A 15,122-nucleotide genomic window follows, 5' to 3' on the forward strand; every position below is an offset into this window, starting at 1 on the left:
TTTAGATTAGTACAGCGTTGCCAACTCCCTTATGTACTAGATGTACACGGCGGTCGTTGTCGCCTTGTCCTAATCTAAATTTAATCCACTATATTTTTGTCAACGAGCCGCCGACGCTCCATTTCAAAATGCAGCCTGAAACTTTTGCAAAACTACCATTTAGTAGGGACAGGGTTTATCCCTGTCCTTTTTCACTTTTCAGAAAAATCAAAATTTCCAATAGGTTAAGAATTGGACAAGGATAAACCTTGTCCCTACCAAGTAAAGATTTCTTGATTTTGCAAAGGTTTCAGCCTAAAAAAGCTGCCTGAATCGTAACGATTACAGACAGCTTACCTTACAAGGAACTCTTATTTTTTACCACGTTCTGCAGCGATTTCTTCAGGTTTCACTTCGCCGCCTTTGTTGCCAAAGCTGTTCAACACATAAGTCATCACATTGGCTACTTTTTCATCGGTAAAGCCCAATGGTGGCATCACGTTGTTGTACTCTTTGCCATTCACGGTAATCTTACCGCTCAAGCCATTCACAACAGCACGAATACCGCGTTTAGGGTCTTCGTTCAAGTAGTCAGATTTTGCCAATGGAGGGAATGCACCTTCCACGCCTTTACCTTCTGAACCGTGGCAAGCAATACAGTTGGCTTCGTACAATGCTTTACCAGCCGTTATACGTTCTTCTTTGCTGCCTGCTTTTGGCGCACCTGCGTTCACTTTAGCAGTGTCGCTAGCGTTCAACGGTTGGTCTTGCAACATGCCGCCTTCAGTTTGATAAACCTCTTCTTGAGTTTTACCAGAGAAGATAGTTTTATTTTCAGGACCTTCTGCAATCAATTGACCCAACGCACCTTTGTTGAACGCGCGGAAGATTGAGTGGTCAACCAAAGTATAGCTGCCTGGAACGTCCAGTTTCATTTCAACAATCGCTGCGCCACCTGCTGGAATAATGGTGGTTTGAACGTTTTTGTTGATTAAATCGCCACCTTCAACATAAACCTTGTCGAAAATCTCGCCAATCACGTGGAATGAAGACACTAAGTTTGGACCACCGTTACCCACATACATACGAACAGTCTCGCCCACTTTAGCTTTCAATGCTTTATCGCCTGCAATCGCGCCCACGTGTCCATTGAATACCACGTATTCAGGTTCTTCTCTAACAGCTTTTTCCATGTCAAATGGTTGCAAGCCCAAATCACTGTTTTTACCTTTGGTATAGAAGTCGCCTTGAACAACGTAAAATTCTCGGTCTACTTTTGGCAAGCCTTCTTTTGGTTCAACCAAAATCAAACCGTACATACCGTTCGCAATGTGCATGCCCACTGGCGCAGTTGCACAGTGATAAATGTATAAACCAGGTTGCAGCGCTTTAAAGCTGAATACGCTGGTATGACCTGGCGCCGTGAACGAAGCCGCTGCACCACCACCAGGACCTGTTACGGCATGGAAGTCGATATTGTGCGGAACAGTAGAATCAGAACGGTTAGAGAAGTGGACTTCCACTTCATCGCCTTCACGCACGCGAATCATTTGACCTGGAACATCGCCACCAAACATCCAATATTTGTATTCAACGCCAGCATCAGTCATTTTCATCACTTTTTCTTGCACTTCAATGTTCACTTTCACACGTGCCGCGTGGTTGCGGTTTACTGGTGGAGGAACTTCAGGTGCATGAGTCATCACGGCATCAATCACTGGCAATTCGCCAGTTTGCGTTTCCGTTTCGGCAGCAGCAGAAGCGGCAACAGGTGCTGGAGCTGAAGCAGCAGGTGCAGGCGAAGCGTTAGACTCGTTACCTTTGGGCTTCATACATGCAGAAACCATAAACATCGAAGAAATTAATACTGCTAAAGTACGTACTTTCATGGTTATGTCCTTAAATAGAAAAGGGAGAAAATGGTTTTTCAGGCTGCTTTTATTATTGTTAATAATTTATAAGCCTTTTGTAAGATTTTGTAATCATTATTGTGAGTTAAATAAACTTCGTTTGTTTTGACTTAAGTCAAAATTCATATTAAATAATTCTTTAAAAAAATAAGTTATTGTTAAATAAAATTTTATTTAATTACAGTCTGAAAACCAGTTATCTCAAAAAAGCCACATTATTTCTAATTCATTTAAAAAACAACATACTAACTTAAAAATAAATTTCTTAAAAAAACTATACCTATTTAAAAGCAAGCGTGATACAATTTTTAACATTCAAAAATAATGAATTTTTAAACCACTTCCCTTTATTTTTATCTTTAGGAGCACAAAAATGGGTGAATATAAAAAGTTATGGTACGCGCTGATTAGCGTGTTAATCGTAACCTTTTCATTACTCGGCTACCTTGGCACAGAAGTTTATCGCCAAGCGCCACCATTCCCTGAAAAATACGTTTCGGCAGACGGCACAACACTGTTTACCAAAGACGATATTTTGAAAGGTCAATCCGCTTGGCAAAGCACAGGCGGTATGGAATTAGGCTCTGTATTGGGTCATGGTGCATACCAAGCCCCAGACTGGACAGCTGATTTCTTGCACCGTGAATTAGTAGTATGGTTAGACTTAACCGCACAAAAAGAACACGGCAAAAAATTTGATGAATTGACTTTTGACCAAAAAGCAGTCATCAGCGCACGTTTGAAAGACGAATACCGCAACCAAAGCGCAGTTGATGGCAATGGCGTGGTGAAATTATCAGACACACGCGCCAAAGCGATTGAGCAAGTTTCTCAATACTATATTGATTTGTATGGCGACAAACCTGAGTTGGACAAATCACGCGAATCTTTCGCTATGAAAACCAATACCCTGCCAGATTTAGAAGCGCGTAAACATTTAACGCAATTCTTCTTCTGGACAGCTTGGACAGCATCAGCAAATCGTCCAGACAGCATCGCAACGTACACCAACAACTGGCCACATGAGCCTTTGATTGACAACGTGCCAACTGCTGAAAACTATATGTGGTCGTTTGCATCATTCGTATTCTTGTTGATGGGTATCGGCTTCTTGGTTTGGGGCTACCATTTCTTGCGTACGCACAATGATGAACCAAAAGTTCCAGAAACAGACCCATTAGCAAAAATCGTTTTGACCGACTCACAAAAAGCCTTATGGAAATACGCTGCTTTAACTGTGATTTTGTTCATCGTGCAAATTTTGTTAGGCGGCTTGGTTGCTCACTACACAGTGGAAGGTCAAACGTTCTACGGTATTGAATTGTCAAAATTGTTGCCTTATTCATTGGCACGTACTTGGCACTTGCAATCAGCATTGTTTTGGATTGCGACTGGTTTCTTGACGGCTGGTTTGTTTATTGCCCCTGTATTGAACGGCGGCAAAGACCCTAAATTCCAAGCGTTGGGCGTGAACTTGTTGTATGTTGCCTTGTTCATCGTAGTGGCTGGTTCTTATGCTGGTAACTTCGTTTCTTTGGTATTGAACAAACTTTCAGACAGCGCGAACTTCTGGTTCGGTCATCAAGGTTATGAATACTTAGACTTAGGTCGCTTCTGGCAATTATTGCTGACAGTGGGTTTCTTGTTGTGGTTGTTCCTGATGTTGCGTTGCGCAGTACCAGCGTTCCGTCAAGGTGGCGACAAAAACTTACTGACGATTTTCGTGGCTTCAATCGTAGGAGTGGGCGCGTTCTACGCACCAGGTTTGTTCTACGGCGAACACACGACTTTGGCGGTAATGGAATACTGGCGTTGGTGGGTGGTTCACTTGTGGGTAGAAGGCTTCTTTGAAGTATTCGCGACCGCAGCGTTGGCATTCATTTTCTACAACTTGGGCTTGGTAAGCTACAAATCTGCAACAACCGCTTCTTTGGTAGCAGGTAGCTTGTTCTTGGTTGGCGGTGTACCTGGTACATTCCACCACTTGTACTTCACAGGTACAACCACTCCAGTAATGGCAGCGGGTGCATCATTCTCAGCTTTAGAAGTTGTGCCATTGATTCTGTTGGGTCATGAAGCGTATGAACACTGGTCTTACCAACACAAAGCCCCTTGGATGCAACGTCTGCGTTGGCCTTTGATGTGCTTTACCGCAGTGGCATTCTGGAATATGTTGGGTGCAGGCGTATTCGGTTTCTTGATTAACCCACCAATTAACTTGTACTACTTGCAAGGTTTGAATACATCAGCTGTTCACGCACACGCAGCATTATTTGGTGTGTATGGTTTCTTGGCTTTAGGCTTTGTTTTGTTGGTAGGTTGCTACATCAAACCTGGCTTCACTTACGACAGCAAACAAATGACTTACGGCTTCTGGATGATGAATGCAGGCTTAACCTTGATGATTGTGTCAAGCCTGTTACCAATCGGTATTTTCCAAGCCTACGCATCTATCACACAAGGTTTGTGGTATGCACGTAGCGAAGAATTCTTGCAACAAGGCTACTTGGAAATGTTCCGTTGGATTCGTACGATTGCAGACTTCATCTTCATTGGCGGCGCATTGTTGTTCGCTAATCAAGTGATTCGTATGTCAATCAGCAAAGATAAACAATAATTTTGTTTCAATAAAAAGCAGCCTGAAAACATTTTCAGGCTGCTTTTTATAGTTGATGTAATTATTTTTTGATACAAAGCGACAACACCCGCCGTGTACGCGTGGCACATAAGGGCGTTGGCAACGCAGTAGCAAACGATAAGTGCATTAACTATCAAAGCAACGCGCAAAAATAATGCGGATAAAGCAGCCTTATGATACACTTGCACGTTTTATTTACCCACCCATTTAACTAACGAAAGAAAGAATGCCATGAGCGCAACAGTTGAAACTTTAGAAAATTTGCAACGTAAAATTGTCGTATCAGTATCTTGGTTGGACATCAACGAAGCCACTGATAAAGAATTGAAAAATGCACAAAAACGCGTGAAAGTTGATGGCTTCCGCCCAGGTAAAGCACCTTTGAAAATGGTTGCACAAATGTACGGTGCAAGCATTCAAAACGACGTATTGAACGATTTGGCACAACAAGCATTCAACAAAGAAGCACAAGAACAAAACTTGCGCATTGCTGCCGTTGTAGGTATTGAGCCAGTTCAAGGTGAAGCAAACGAAGACTCATTCAAAGTAGCATTCATCTACGAAACATTCCCAGAAATCACAATCGCTGATTTGTCTGCTTTGGAAATTGAAAAAGTATCTTCAGAAGTGGGCGACAAAGAAGTAGACAGCACAATCGAAATCTTGCGCAAACAACGCACTCGTTTCAACCGTGTTGAACGCGAAGCAAAAAATGACGACCGCGTGATTATTGACTTTGAAGGCAAAATTGACGGTGTAGCATTTGACGGCGGTTCTTCTACAAACTACCCATTCGTTTTGGGTCAAGGTCAAATGTTGCCAGAATTTGAAGCTGGCGTGGTTGGCTTGAAAGAAGGCGAAAGCAAAGACGTTGAAGTAAACTTCCCAGAAGATTACCACGGCAAAGATGTTGCAGGTAAAACTGCAGTATTCACTATCACTGTTCGCAACGTGGCTGAACCAGAATTGCCTGCAGTTGATGAACAATTTGCTAAAGCATTGGGTATCGCTGACGGCGACGTAGCAAAAATGCGCGAAGAAGTGAAGAAAAACGTGGGTCGTGAAGTGAAACGTCGCGTTGATGCACAAAACACAGATGCTGTGATGAACGCTTTGCGCGCTGCTCACACATTTGACTTGCCAAAAGCATTTGTTGCAGACGAATCTCAACGCTTGGCTGACGAAATGAAACAACAATTCGCTCAACAAGGTTTGGACGCGAAAGATTTGGAATTGCCTGCTGAAATGTTCGCAGAACACGCTGAACAACGCGTAGCATTGGGCTTGTTGTTGCCAGCTTTGGTTGAAGAATTCAAATTGCAAGCAACTGACGAACAAGTAAAAGCTATCGTTGCTGACTTCGCAGACAGCTACGAAGACCCAACTGAAGTGATTGATTGGTACTTCGCAGACCGCACTCGCTTGGCTGGCCCAACTAACTTGGCAGTTGAAGCAAACGTGGTTGAATACGTATTGAGCAAAGCAAAAGTAACTGAAAAAGCATTGAGCTTTGATGAAGTAATGGGCGCAAACGCTTAATTTTGTGAATAAGATAAAGCACCAAAGCGATTTTGGTGCTTTATTTTCAAGGCAGCCTGAAAAACTATTTTTGAAAGAAAACCTATGTTTCCCGAAATTCAAAATAACACCCTAATCCCAACCGTGATTGAACAAAGCGGACGCGGCGAACGCGCATTTGATATTTACTCACGCTTGTTGAAAGAACGCATCATCTTCTTGGTTGGTCCTGTAAACGACCAAACCGCTAATTTGGTGGTTGCGCAACTGCTGTTTTTGGAAAGCGAAAACCCAGATAAAGACATCTATTTCTACATCAACAGCCCCGGTGGTAGCGTAACTGCAGGCATGAGCATTTATGACACGATGAAATTTATCAAGCCAGATGTGCAAACTTTGTGCTTGGGTCAAGCCGCAAGCATGGGTGCGTTCTTGTTGTCCGCAGGCACAAAAGGCAAACGTTTTGCCTTGCCAAACAGCCGCGTAATGATTCACCAACCATTAATTAGCGGCGGCTTGGGCGGTCAAGCGTCTGATATTGAAATTCACGCGCGTGAGTTGTTGAAACTGAAAGAAAAATTAAACCAAATGCTTGCCGACCACACAGGCAAAACTTTAGCTGAAGTGGAACGTGATACTGACCGTGATAATTTCATGTCGGCGCAAGAAGCCATGGAATATGGTTTGATTGACAAAGTAATTACCACTCGCGCAGATGCTGCAAACGAAGCGTAATACACTTGCAGCTTGAAAATCAGCGTGTTTGCATTTTAATCACACGAAATGTAAACACGTTTTTTAATGAGAGAAACATGACTTGGCAACAAAATTATCCACAGCAAGCAGAAAAAATTAAGCATTTAGCCACCGCCTCTTCGCTCACTGCCGCTTTATCAGATTTGAACGCAACCTTTTCCGTGAAACTATTGGCTCTGGGCGAGACGCAAAATAGCGCATATTTTACTGATTTCAGGCTGTCTGAAATGCTATTTCAGCGCGAAGTTTTGCTGTGCTTAGATGGAATACCAGTCGTTCATGCGCAGAGTATTTGTGCGGCAGATTCCGCGTGGCGCGAAATTTTAAATTGTGGAACATTACCGCTGGGGAAAATCTTGTTTTCAGGCAGCCTGAAAGGCTTAACACGCAGCGAAATCACTTTCAGGCTGCCTGAAAATGGTGTTGTTTCGCGGCGGTCTTGGTTTGAATGGCAAGGCGAACGCTTGTATTTAATGGAACATTTTTTGCCTGAGATTTTACAATTTAACGCAGCCTGAAAACAAAAAACGGGTTGTTCAGGCAGCAAAACTATAAAAATTCTGCTGCCTGAACAACCCGAAAGTTGTTCAGGGGGATACGCCAGAAAAGGAGGAGAAAACTGTCGTATCCCAAGGATGAAGATGTATTATACCAAATAATTAGGTGGATTATATCACAAATAATTATTTTGCAAAGTATGCTTCTAAATCTTCGCTGCCGCCGATGTATTTACCACCGATAAACACTTGAGGCGCAGTTGCTTTGCCAGTAATTGCACGAACTGAAGTGATAGAAGCATCACGACCCAAAACGATTTCTTCGTAAGCAAAGCCTTTTTCTTTCAACAATGCTTTAGCTTTCGCGCAGAATTGGCAACCAGGTTTCGTGATGATAGAAACAGACTCGTGTGGCATCCAAGTTGGATCAATGTGTTTCAACATTGTGTCAGCGTCAGACACTTCAAATGGGTCGCCATCTTTTACTGGTTCGATGAACATTTTTTCGATTTTGCCATCTTTAACCAGCATAGAATAACGCCATGAACGGTCGCCGAAGCCCAATGCTTCTTTGCTTACCAACATGCCCATGCCTTTAGTGAATTCACCGTTACCGTCAGGTACAACAGTGATATTTTCTGCTTCTTGGTCAGCCAACCAAGCGTTCATCACAAATGTGTCGTTTACAGAAATACAAACAATGCTGTCCACGCCGCGCGCTTTAAATTCAGCAGCCAATTCGTTGTAACGCGGCAAGTGAGTAGAAGAGCAAGTTGGGGTAAACGCGCCTGGCAAAGAGAACACAGCAACGGTTTTACCTTTGAACAAATCATCAGTTGAAACATCAACCCAAGCATCATCTTGGCGAGTGTGGAACACAACTGAAGGAACGTTTTGACCTTCTAATTCAGCAGCAGTTTTAATTTGAACAGACATTTTTAAACTCCAATAAGTTTGGTTAAGAATAGGGCGAATTATAAATCTTGCTGAAAATTCTGCAATTTATATTCTCAATAAGGAAAATTATATAAGTTTATAAATTCTAATTGTGAAAATTTATCAATACCCATTTTCAGGCTGCATTTATTACTTTCCTTCATAATGCAAAGAATTATTTTTCATAGTAATCAACTTGACAGATACCGTTAAATAAAGTTAAATCACATTTACTTCATCACGCCGATTTCATATCGCTTGCGGGCAACAGGACACCTGACCTGAAACAGCTAAGCATACAGAATTGACTGTATTTTTAGCCCGTTGTTTCTCGCAAACATCGGGTTTTATTGTATTTAAAAGAAGCCAAATTATGATTACCTTAGAGAACGTTTACAAAACCTACCAAACGCGCGACAACAAGCAATTTGTTGCCGTTCAGCCAACCAGCCTCACGATTGAACAAGGCGAAGTGTTTGGCTTAATGGGTTACTCAGGCGCAGGCAAATCTTCTCTTTTGCGCCTAATTAACCTATTAGAACGCCCAGACACAGGCAAAGTGTTAATCGATAACCAAGACTTAACCGCCATGAACAAAAGCCAGCTACGCCAAGCCCGTCAAAGCATCGGCATGGTGTTTCAGCAATTCAATTTATTGAGCAACCGCACCGTAGCTGAAAACGTCGCGTTTCCCTTAGAAATTGCAGGTTGGGACAAAGAAAAAATTGAAAAACGCGTGGCAGAATGTTTGGAAATCGTGAACCTAACCGAACGCGCAGGACACTACCCCGCCCAATTATCAGGCGGACAAAAACAACGTGTCGGCATTGCCCGCGCACTTGCCCCCAACCCCAGCGTGATTTTGGCAGACGAACCCACTTCCGCGCTCGACCCAATTACCACACGCAGCGTGTTGCAATGCTTAAAAGACATCAACGAGCGTTTCAAAGTAACCATCGTGATTGTTACCCACGAAATGTCGGTGATTCGCAAATTATGCAACCGCACCGCCCTACTGCACTTGGGGCAATTATTAGAAGTGGCAGAAGTAAAAGACGGCGTGATTTTGGCAAAATCTGAAATCGGTCAAGAATTATTGCGAGACGATTAATTTTTCAGGCAGCCTGAAAATCTTGTAAACCAGAAAAAGAAGAAAAAACATGGAATTTGATAATATCCCCAAATTACTACCCGATTTTAAACAAGCCATTTTGGAAACTTTAACCATGGTGGGTGTTTCTGCCACAATTAGCGTGATTATCGGCGGTTTGCTTGGCGTGTGGTTGTTTACCAGCGGACACGGACAAATTTTTGCCAACCGATTGGTTCATCGCGTATTAGGAACAGCCGTCAGCTTTATGCGCTCGTTTCCGTTTGTGATTTTGATGATTGTTGTGATGCCGCTAACGCGCCTGATTGTCGGCACATCATTTGGACCATTCGCCGCCAGCGTTTCGTTGAGCATTGCAGGCAGTTTTTATTTTGCACGACTGGTGGAACAGAATTTGAAAGAAGTTTCACGCGGTGTGGTGGAAGCCGCGCAAGCCATGGGCGCGTCGCCAGCTACCATTATTTTTAAAGTGTTGCTGAGCGAAGCCCGTTCAGGTTTGGTTTTGAGCATTACCATTTTGCTGATTGGTTTGCTGGAAGCCAGTGCGGCGGCAGGCATGATTGGCGGCGGTGGTATTGGCGACTTGGGTATTCGCTACGGACACCAGCGTTATATGGTGGACGTGATGATTGCCGTTGTCGTGATTTTGACGATTTTAGTGGTGGTTATTCAATCGGCAGGTAACTTCTTGTCAGCAAAATTGAATAAACGTTAATTCAGTTTTCAGGCTGCCAATTCTTATAAAATGCAGCCTGAAAAATAACTCAGTAGTTTCAACTTATCTTATCTTGGGAGAAAACCATGAACACAACATTCAAATTATCTTTGGCTGGCATCATCGCATTGACATTGTCAGCTTGCGGCGGTCAGCAAGAAGCAGCGAAACCAGCAGCCGCATCAGGCGCAGGTTCAGCACCAGCCAGCGCAGCCCCAGTCGTTGAGAAAACAGAAATCCGCTTCGGCACAACCCCTGGCGATTTCAGCGACCAAATCAAAGATAGCATTCAAGCGATTTTGGAGAAAAAAGGCTACAAAGTTACCGTACAAGAATTTTCTGATTACGTCACCCCAAACAAAGCCTTAGCTGAAGACGCGATTGACGTAAACGTGTTCCAACACAAACCTTATTTGGACAACTTCAAAGCCGAACACAAATTGGATTTGGTTGAAGTTTACCAAGTGCCAACTGCGCCATTGGGCTTGTATTCAGGCAAATTGACTTCGCTTGACCAAGTGAAAGACGGCAGCACAGTAGCCGTGCCAAACGACCCATCAAACTTCGCGCGTGCGTTGGTGATGATGGACAGCCTAAAATGGATTAAATTGAAAGACGGTGTGAACCCATTGACTGCCAGCAAAGCAGACATCGCTGAAAACTTGAAAAACATCAAGTTGGTAGAGATTGAAGCACCGAACTTGCCACGCAGCCGTCAAGACGTTGATTTTGCAGTGGTAAACGGTAACTTTGCGATTTCTAGTGGCATGAAATTGACTGAAGCCTTGTTCCAAGAGCCAAGTTTTGCTTATGTAAACTGGGGCGCAGTCCGCACCGCAGACAAAGACAGCAAATGGGTGAAAGACGTTGCGGATGCTTACAACTCTGACGAATTTAAAACTTATGCGAAAACTCGTTTTGCAGGTTACAAATTCCCAGCAACTTGGGGTGAAAGTGCCGTTGAAGGCGCGAAAGCTGAAGCCTCTGCTGTAGCGGTTTCTTCAGCGTCTGCTGCTTCTGCTGCACAATAATCAGCTATAAAAATTTTCAGGCTGCGTTTAGTTATCTAAACGCAGCCTGAAAATTTTTAAACCGCACACCACTCATCTTCATCAGCAGCTTGCGCTAACATATTCGCCTTATTCAACCACTCATCTTGCAGCACAGTTTCCGTTTTCCCACACGCCACTTTTTCACGTGCAATCAAAAACGTATTCGGGAAATACGCGCGAACTTGCTCATAATCATGCAACACTGCCACAACCGCGCGCCCCGCCTGATTTTCCTGTCTCAGTAATTCCAACATCGCATAAGTGGTTTTGGCATCAACCGCATTGAATGGCTCGTCCAGCAGCAAAAACTTTGCGTCTTGCACCAGCATTCGCGCAAACAACACGCGCTGAAATTGCCCATTCGACAGCTCGCCAATGCCTCGCTCTGCAAATTCGCCCATTTCCACACGATTTAACGCAGCCTGAACACGCTCACGTTGCGCTGCGGTTACGCCGCCAAAAAAGCCAATTTCATACCACAAACCCATCGCCGCCAATTCAAAAACCGTCATCGGCTGGCTTCTGTCTACATCGGATTGCTGCGGCAGATACGCAATATCGCGGCGCGTCATGCCTTGCCATTGTACTGAACCTGTGTCGCAACGCAATAAGCCCATAATCGCTTTGAGCAAGGTGGATTTGCCTGCGCCGTTGGGCCCAAAAATCGCATACATGCAATGCTGTGGAAATTCCATGTCCACATGATGAACGGCTGGGCGCACGTTGTAACTCACCGTTAAATTATTGACCACAATGCTCATACGCTCACCTCAGCCGTTGCCCAAAAATAAATGCCCCACAGCAGGGACAGCACCACAAAGGCGATGAGTAAACGAACCCAAACGCTCGTTAGTAACAAAGAATTTTTCATGTTTCAGGCTGCCTAAAAATAATGCAATAATGATACTTTATAACACGCGTGTGAACAAGCTAACGCTCAATCGTGATATTGGGTAAATTCCAGTTTCGATACACTGCCAGCATGCGAATCGCCACAATTAACGCAATGCTGCTAATCCCCAGCAACCAACGGTTCATCTGCGTGTGCGACATCACAATATAGTACAAACTGCCCAGCACGGAAGCGGTGATGTAAATTTCTTTTTGCAACACAAGCGGAATTTGTCGGCAAACAATATCGCGCAACACGCCGCCGCCTGCGCCTGTAATCGCGCCCATGCAAATGGCAATTGGTGCGCTCATGCCACGGCTTAACGCAGCCTGAACGCCAATCACGGTAAACGCGGCTAAACCGATTGCATCAAACCAGCGCAAGGTGTGGTCGATGCGTTCAAACGTGTGATAAAAAATCAACGTGATGATGCACAAAACCAAAATCAGCCCCAAGTAATTCAAGTCGTGCAGCCAAAAAATGGGGTGGCGGTTAATCAGCAAATCACGCAATGTGCCGCCGCCAATGCTGCCTAGCACGGAAATAATAAACGCACCTGTGAGGTCAAAGCTCAGTCGTTTGGCTAACACGGTTGCAGCAATGGTGCACGCGCTCACTCCTACCATGTCGAGCGCGTAAATAATGGTATTGATTTGGGGTAAGGTGTCGTAAATCATGCTTCAGGCAGCCTGAAAAATAAAAGGCGGTATTTTAATGAAAATGCAGCCTGAAAAATAGTTTTCAGGCTGCGTTTGTGTTTTATAACTAGATTTTAAATGCAGCCTGAAAAACCACTTTCAGGCTGCATTTTTCAGACTGCTTACAGTTTCGCTGCTACATCACGCAAAGCGGTACGCAAACCTTCTTCAATCACAGGATGATAGAACGGCATGTCCAACATTTGCGGAATCGTCATTTGCATTTGATGCGCCCAAGCGAGCAAGTGCGCGATGTGTTCTGCAGCAGGGCCAACGGCTTCTGCACCCAAGAAACGACCTGTATTCTTGTCCGCATAAACGCGCATATGACCTTTATTCACCAACATTACGCGGCTACGACCTTGATTTTTAAACGACACTTGTCCAATCACCACATCGCTTTCAAATTTATTGCCATACTGCGCTTGCAAAGTTGCGTAACGCGCACCCACTGACGCAATTTGAGGATTAGTAAACACCACACCAATCATGCTGCGACGCAAACCTTCGGTGATATTTGGGAATTTACCCGCATTTTCACCTGCGATTTTGCCTTGGTCAGCCGCTTCGTGCAGCAATGGCAACTGGTTAGATGCATCGCCCGCAATGAAAATGTGTGGAATACTGGTCTGCATCGTCAAAGGATTGGCAACGGGAACACCGCGAGGGTCTTTTTCAATGTTGATGTTTTCCAAGCCCAAATTATCCACATTCGGGCGACGACCTGCCGCCGCCAACGCGTAATCCGCCACAAAAACGCCGCTTTCGCCATCTTGTTCCCATTTCACTTCCACTTTGCCGTCCGCGTTCAGAGAAACTTCTGTTTTTGCGTCTAAATGTAAAACCAATTCTTCGCTGAATGTTGCAATTGCTTCATCGCGTACCACAGGGTCGCTGATGCCGCCAATCATGCCACCTAAGCCGAAGATTTCCACGCGCACGCCCAAACGCACCAACGCTTGACCAAGTTCCAAACCAATCACGCCTGGTCCAAACACCGCCACGCTTTCAGGAAGCGTTTCCCATGAAAATACATCATCGTTCACGATTAATTTATCGCCTAATACTTCCCATTGTGGGAATACCATAGGGCGCGAACCTGTGGCAATCACAATACGGTCAGCCATGATTTGCGTGTGGTCGTCAATTTGAATCGTGTGTTCATCGATGAATTTTGCCGCGCCCATAATGCGTTTATCCGCGTCCCATTCTTCCACGTCTGACACCACAAAACCGACAAAACGGTCGCGCTCAGATTTCACGCGGTTCATCACTTCTTCGCCGTTTACAGTAATGCTGGATTTGTCCAAATGAACGCCGAATGGGTCAGTATGCAAAGCGTGATGACGTGCTTCTGCGGCGGCAATCAGCAATTTTGATGGCATACAGCCGACACGCGCACAAGTCGTACCAAATACATGGCTTTCAATCAAATAAGCGTTTTTTGTGTACAACAAAGCATTGCGATACGCGCCCATGCCTGCCGTGCCGCCACCAATCACCACTACATCTGCGTTAATTTTTTTCATAATGTTTTCCTATTAAGTTAAATTAATAAAGTGGAACCATTCTAAATGGATTTTTATTAACTTTTAATTAAAAGATTTAATCTGAATTATATCTTGTATTGCAGCCTGAAAAATAGCATGAGCTAAAATCTCAATCAAACAGAATAAACCCTGCGATTTTTGACGAAATGCGTGAAGGCAAAATTTCAGGTCGCATGGTGATTGATATGCACAAAACTTCTTCAGGCTACTGTGGGACTTGTGGCGGTGCAGGACACTAATTATCAATAGATAAATGCAGCCTGAAAACATCTTTCAGGCTGCATTTTTATTGACCCACGTTTCAATACTGTTTAACCTTGCCAACTGTTTTTCATTTGGACAACTTTCATGCCCCAACGCACCTTCCGCCGCGCCGTGTACGCAGGCAGCTTCGACCCACCCACCAACGGTCATCTATGGATGATAACCGAAGCACAACAATTATTTGATGAACTGATTGTCGCCATTGGCGTAAACCCCGACAAAAAAAGCAGCTACACCGTCGCCGAACGCATGGCGTTTTTGCAAGACATGGTTGCCCCGTTTGATAACGTGCGCGTTGCATCATTTGAATACGAGTTTCTCGTGAACTACGCCCACGACGTTGGCGCAACCTTTATCGTACGTGGCATTCGTTCCGCAACGGACTACGAATACGAACGCGCCATTCGCTACATCAACGCCGATTTACAGCCGTCTATTCAAACCGTTTTCCTGATGCCACCGCGCGAAATTGCCGAAATTTCGTCCACTATGGTAAAAGGATTGGTCGGGCCAAAAGGCTGGCGCGACATCGTTCATCGGTATGTCCCAGACCCCGTTTATCAAAAAATATTGGCGGATAATATTCACAAATAAACGCAGCCTGAA

At 44.4% G+C, this 15,122-nt stretch carries 13 protein-coding genes and 1 pseudogene; 9 read left to right on the top strand and 5 right to left on the bottom strand.

What is annotated here, in order from left to right; genetic code table 11:
• Window positions 1-350 precede the first annotated feature (350 nt).
• The gene (gene nirK, locus QEO93_RS06115; protein ID WP_032137236.1) at window positions 351-1,868 is read right to left on the bottom strand and encodes a copper-containing nitrite reductase; all 1,518 of its coding nucleotides are present in this window, start codon (window positions 1,866-1,868) and stop codon (window positions 351-353) included.
• A 394-nt stretch (window positions 1,869-2,262) separates the two neighbouring features.
• Between nirK and QEO93_RS06120 the strand changes: the two genes are divergently transcribed.
• From QEO93_RS06120 to QEO93_RS06135, 4 genes are all read left to right on the top strand, one after another.
• Complete coding sequence (locus QEO93_RS06120; RefSeq protein ID WP_032137237.1) at window positions 2,263-4,506, top strand: nitric-oxide reductase large subunit; 2,244 nt, start codon at window positions 2,263-2,265, stop codon at window positions 4,504-4,506.
• Between the two features lie 252 nt (window positions 4,507-4,758).
• Entirely contained in the window at window positions 4,759-6,066 is a 1,308-nt protein-coding gene (gene tig, locus QEO93_RS06125) for a trigger factor (RefSeq protein WP_032137238.1), read from the top strand.
• 84 nt (window positions 6,067-6,150) lie between these two features.
• Window positions 6,151-6,780, top strand: a complete 630-nt coding sequence (gene clpP, locus QEO93_RS06130; protein ID WP_032137239.1) for an ATP-dependent Clp endopeptidase proteolytic subunit ClpP — start codon at window positions 6,151-6,153, stop codon at window positions 6,778-6,780.
• Between the two features lie 77 nt (window positions 6,781-6,857).
• Complete coding sequence (locus QEO93_RS06135; RefSeq protein WP_032137240.1) at window positions 6,858-7,319, top strand: chorismate--pyruvate lyase family protein; 462 nt, start codon at window positions 6,858-6,860, stop codon at window positions 7,317-7,319.
• Between the two features lie 165 nt (window positions 7,320-7,484).
• Here QEO93_RS06135 and QEO93_RS06140 read toward each other — a convergent pair whose 3' ends face one another.
• Window positions 7,485-8,234, bottom strand: a complete 750-nt coding sequence (locus QEO93_RS06140) for a glutathione peroxidase (RefSeq protein ID WP_032137241.1) — start codon at window positions 8,232-8,234, stop codon at window positions 7,485-7,487.
• 373 nt (window positions 8,235-8,607) lie between these two features.
• Here QEO93_RS06140 and QEO93_RS06145 point away from each other — a divergent pair, with 373 nt between their 5' ends.
• The 3 genes from QEO93_RS06145 to QEO93_RS06155 all read left to right on the top strand — a co-directional run bounded on the left by QEO93_RS06145 (window position 8,608) and on the right by QEO93_RS06155 (window position 11,091).
• Window positions 8,608-9,345: a methionine ABC transporter ATP-binding protein gene (locus tag QEO93_RS06145; protein WP_044250206.1), complete on the top strand. Its 738-nt coding sequence runs from the start codon at window positions 8,608-8,610 to the stop codon at window positions 9,343-9,345.
• Between the two features lie 49 nt (window positions 9,346-9,394).
• Window positions 9,395-10,060, top strand: coding sequence for a methionine ABC transporter permease (locus QEO93_RS06150; RefSeq protein WP_032137242.1), 666 nt, complete (start codon window positions 9,395-9,397; stop codon window positions 10,058-10,060).
• A gap of 86 nt (window positions 10,061-10,146) precedes the next feature.
• On the top strand, window positions 10,147-11,091 hold the full coding sequence (locus tag QEO93_RS06155; protein ID WP_044250208.1) for a MetQ/NlpA family ABC transporter substrate-binding protein: 945 nt from the start codon (window positions 10,147-10,149) through the stop codon (window positions 11,089-11,091).
• Window positions 11,092-11,147: 56 nt separating this feature from the next.
• Here QEO93_RS06155 and QEO93_RS06160 read toward each other — a convergent pair whose 3' ends face one another.
• The 3 genes from QEO93_RS06160 to QEO93_RS06170 form a co-directional block, all read right to left on the bottom strand.
• Window positions 11,148-11,873, bottom strand: coding sequence for a metal ABC transporter ATP-binding protein (locus QEO93_RS06160; protein ID WP_032137243.1), 726 nt, complete (start codon window positions 11,871-11,873; stop codon window positions 11,148-11,150).
• A gap of 169 nt (window positions 11,874-12,042) precedes the next feature.
• Window positions 12,043-12,681 (bottom strand): trimeric intracellular cation channel family protein, encoded by a 639-nt coding sequence (locus QEO93_RS06165; protein ID WP_032137245.1) that lies wholly within the window; start codon window positions 12,679-12,681, stop codon window positions 12,043-12,045.
• Between the two features lie 143 nt (window positions 12,682-12,824).
• Window positions 12,825-14,231, bottom strand: a complete 1,407-nt coding sequence (locus tag QEO93_RS06170; RefSeq protein ID WP_032137246.1) for a dihydrolipoyl dehydrogenase — start codon at window positions 14,229-14,231, stop codon at window positions 12,825-12,827.
• A gap of 149 nt (window positions 14,232-14,380) precedes the next feature.
• Between QEO93_RS06170 and QEO93_RS11670 the strand changes: the two are divergent.
• Window positions 14,381-14,491, top strand: a pseudogene (locus QEO93_RS11670) (alcohol dehydrogenase AdhP); the annotation flags it as partial.
• 109 nt (window positions 14,492-14,600) lie between these two features.
• Entirely contained in the window at window positions 14,601-15,110 is a 510-nt protein-coding gene (coaD, locus tag QEO93_RS06175) for a pantetheine-phosphate adenylyltransferase (RefSeq protein ID WP_032137247.1), read from the top strand.
• Window positions 15,111-15,122 lie beyond the last annotated feature (12 nt).

Origin of the sequence: Kingella negevensis (genome assembly GCF_030177895.1) — a bacterium.
In the GTDB taxonomy this organism is placed as follows: domain Bacteria; phylum Pseudomonadota; class Gammaproteobacteria; order Burkholderiales; family Neisseriaceae; genus Kingella_C; species Kingella_C negevensis.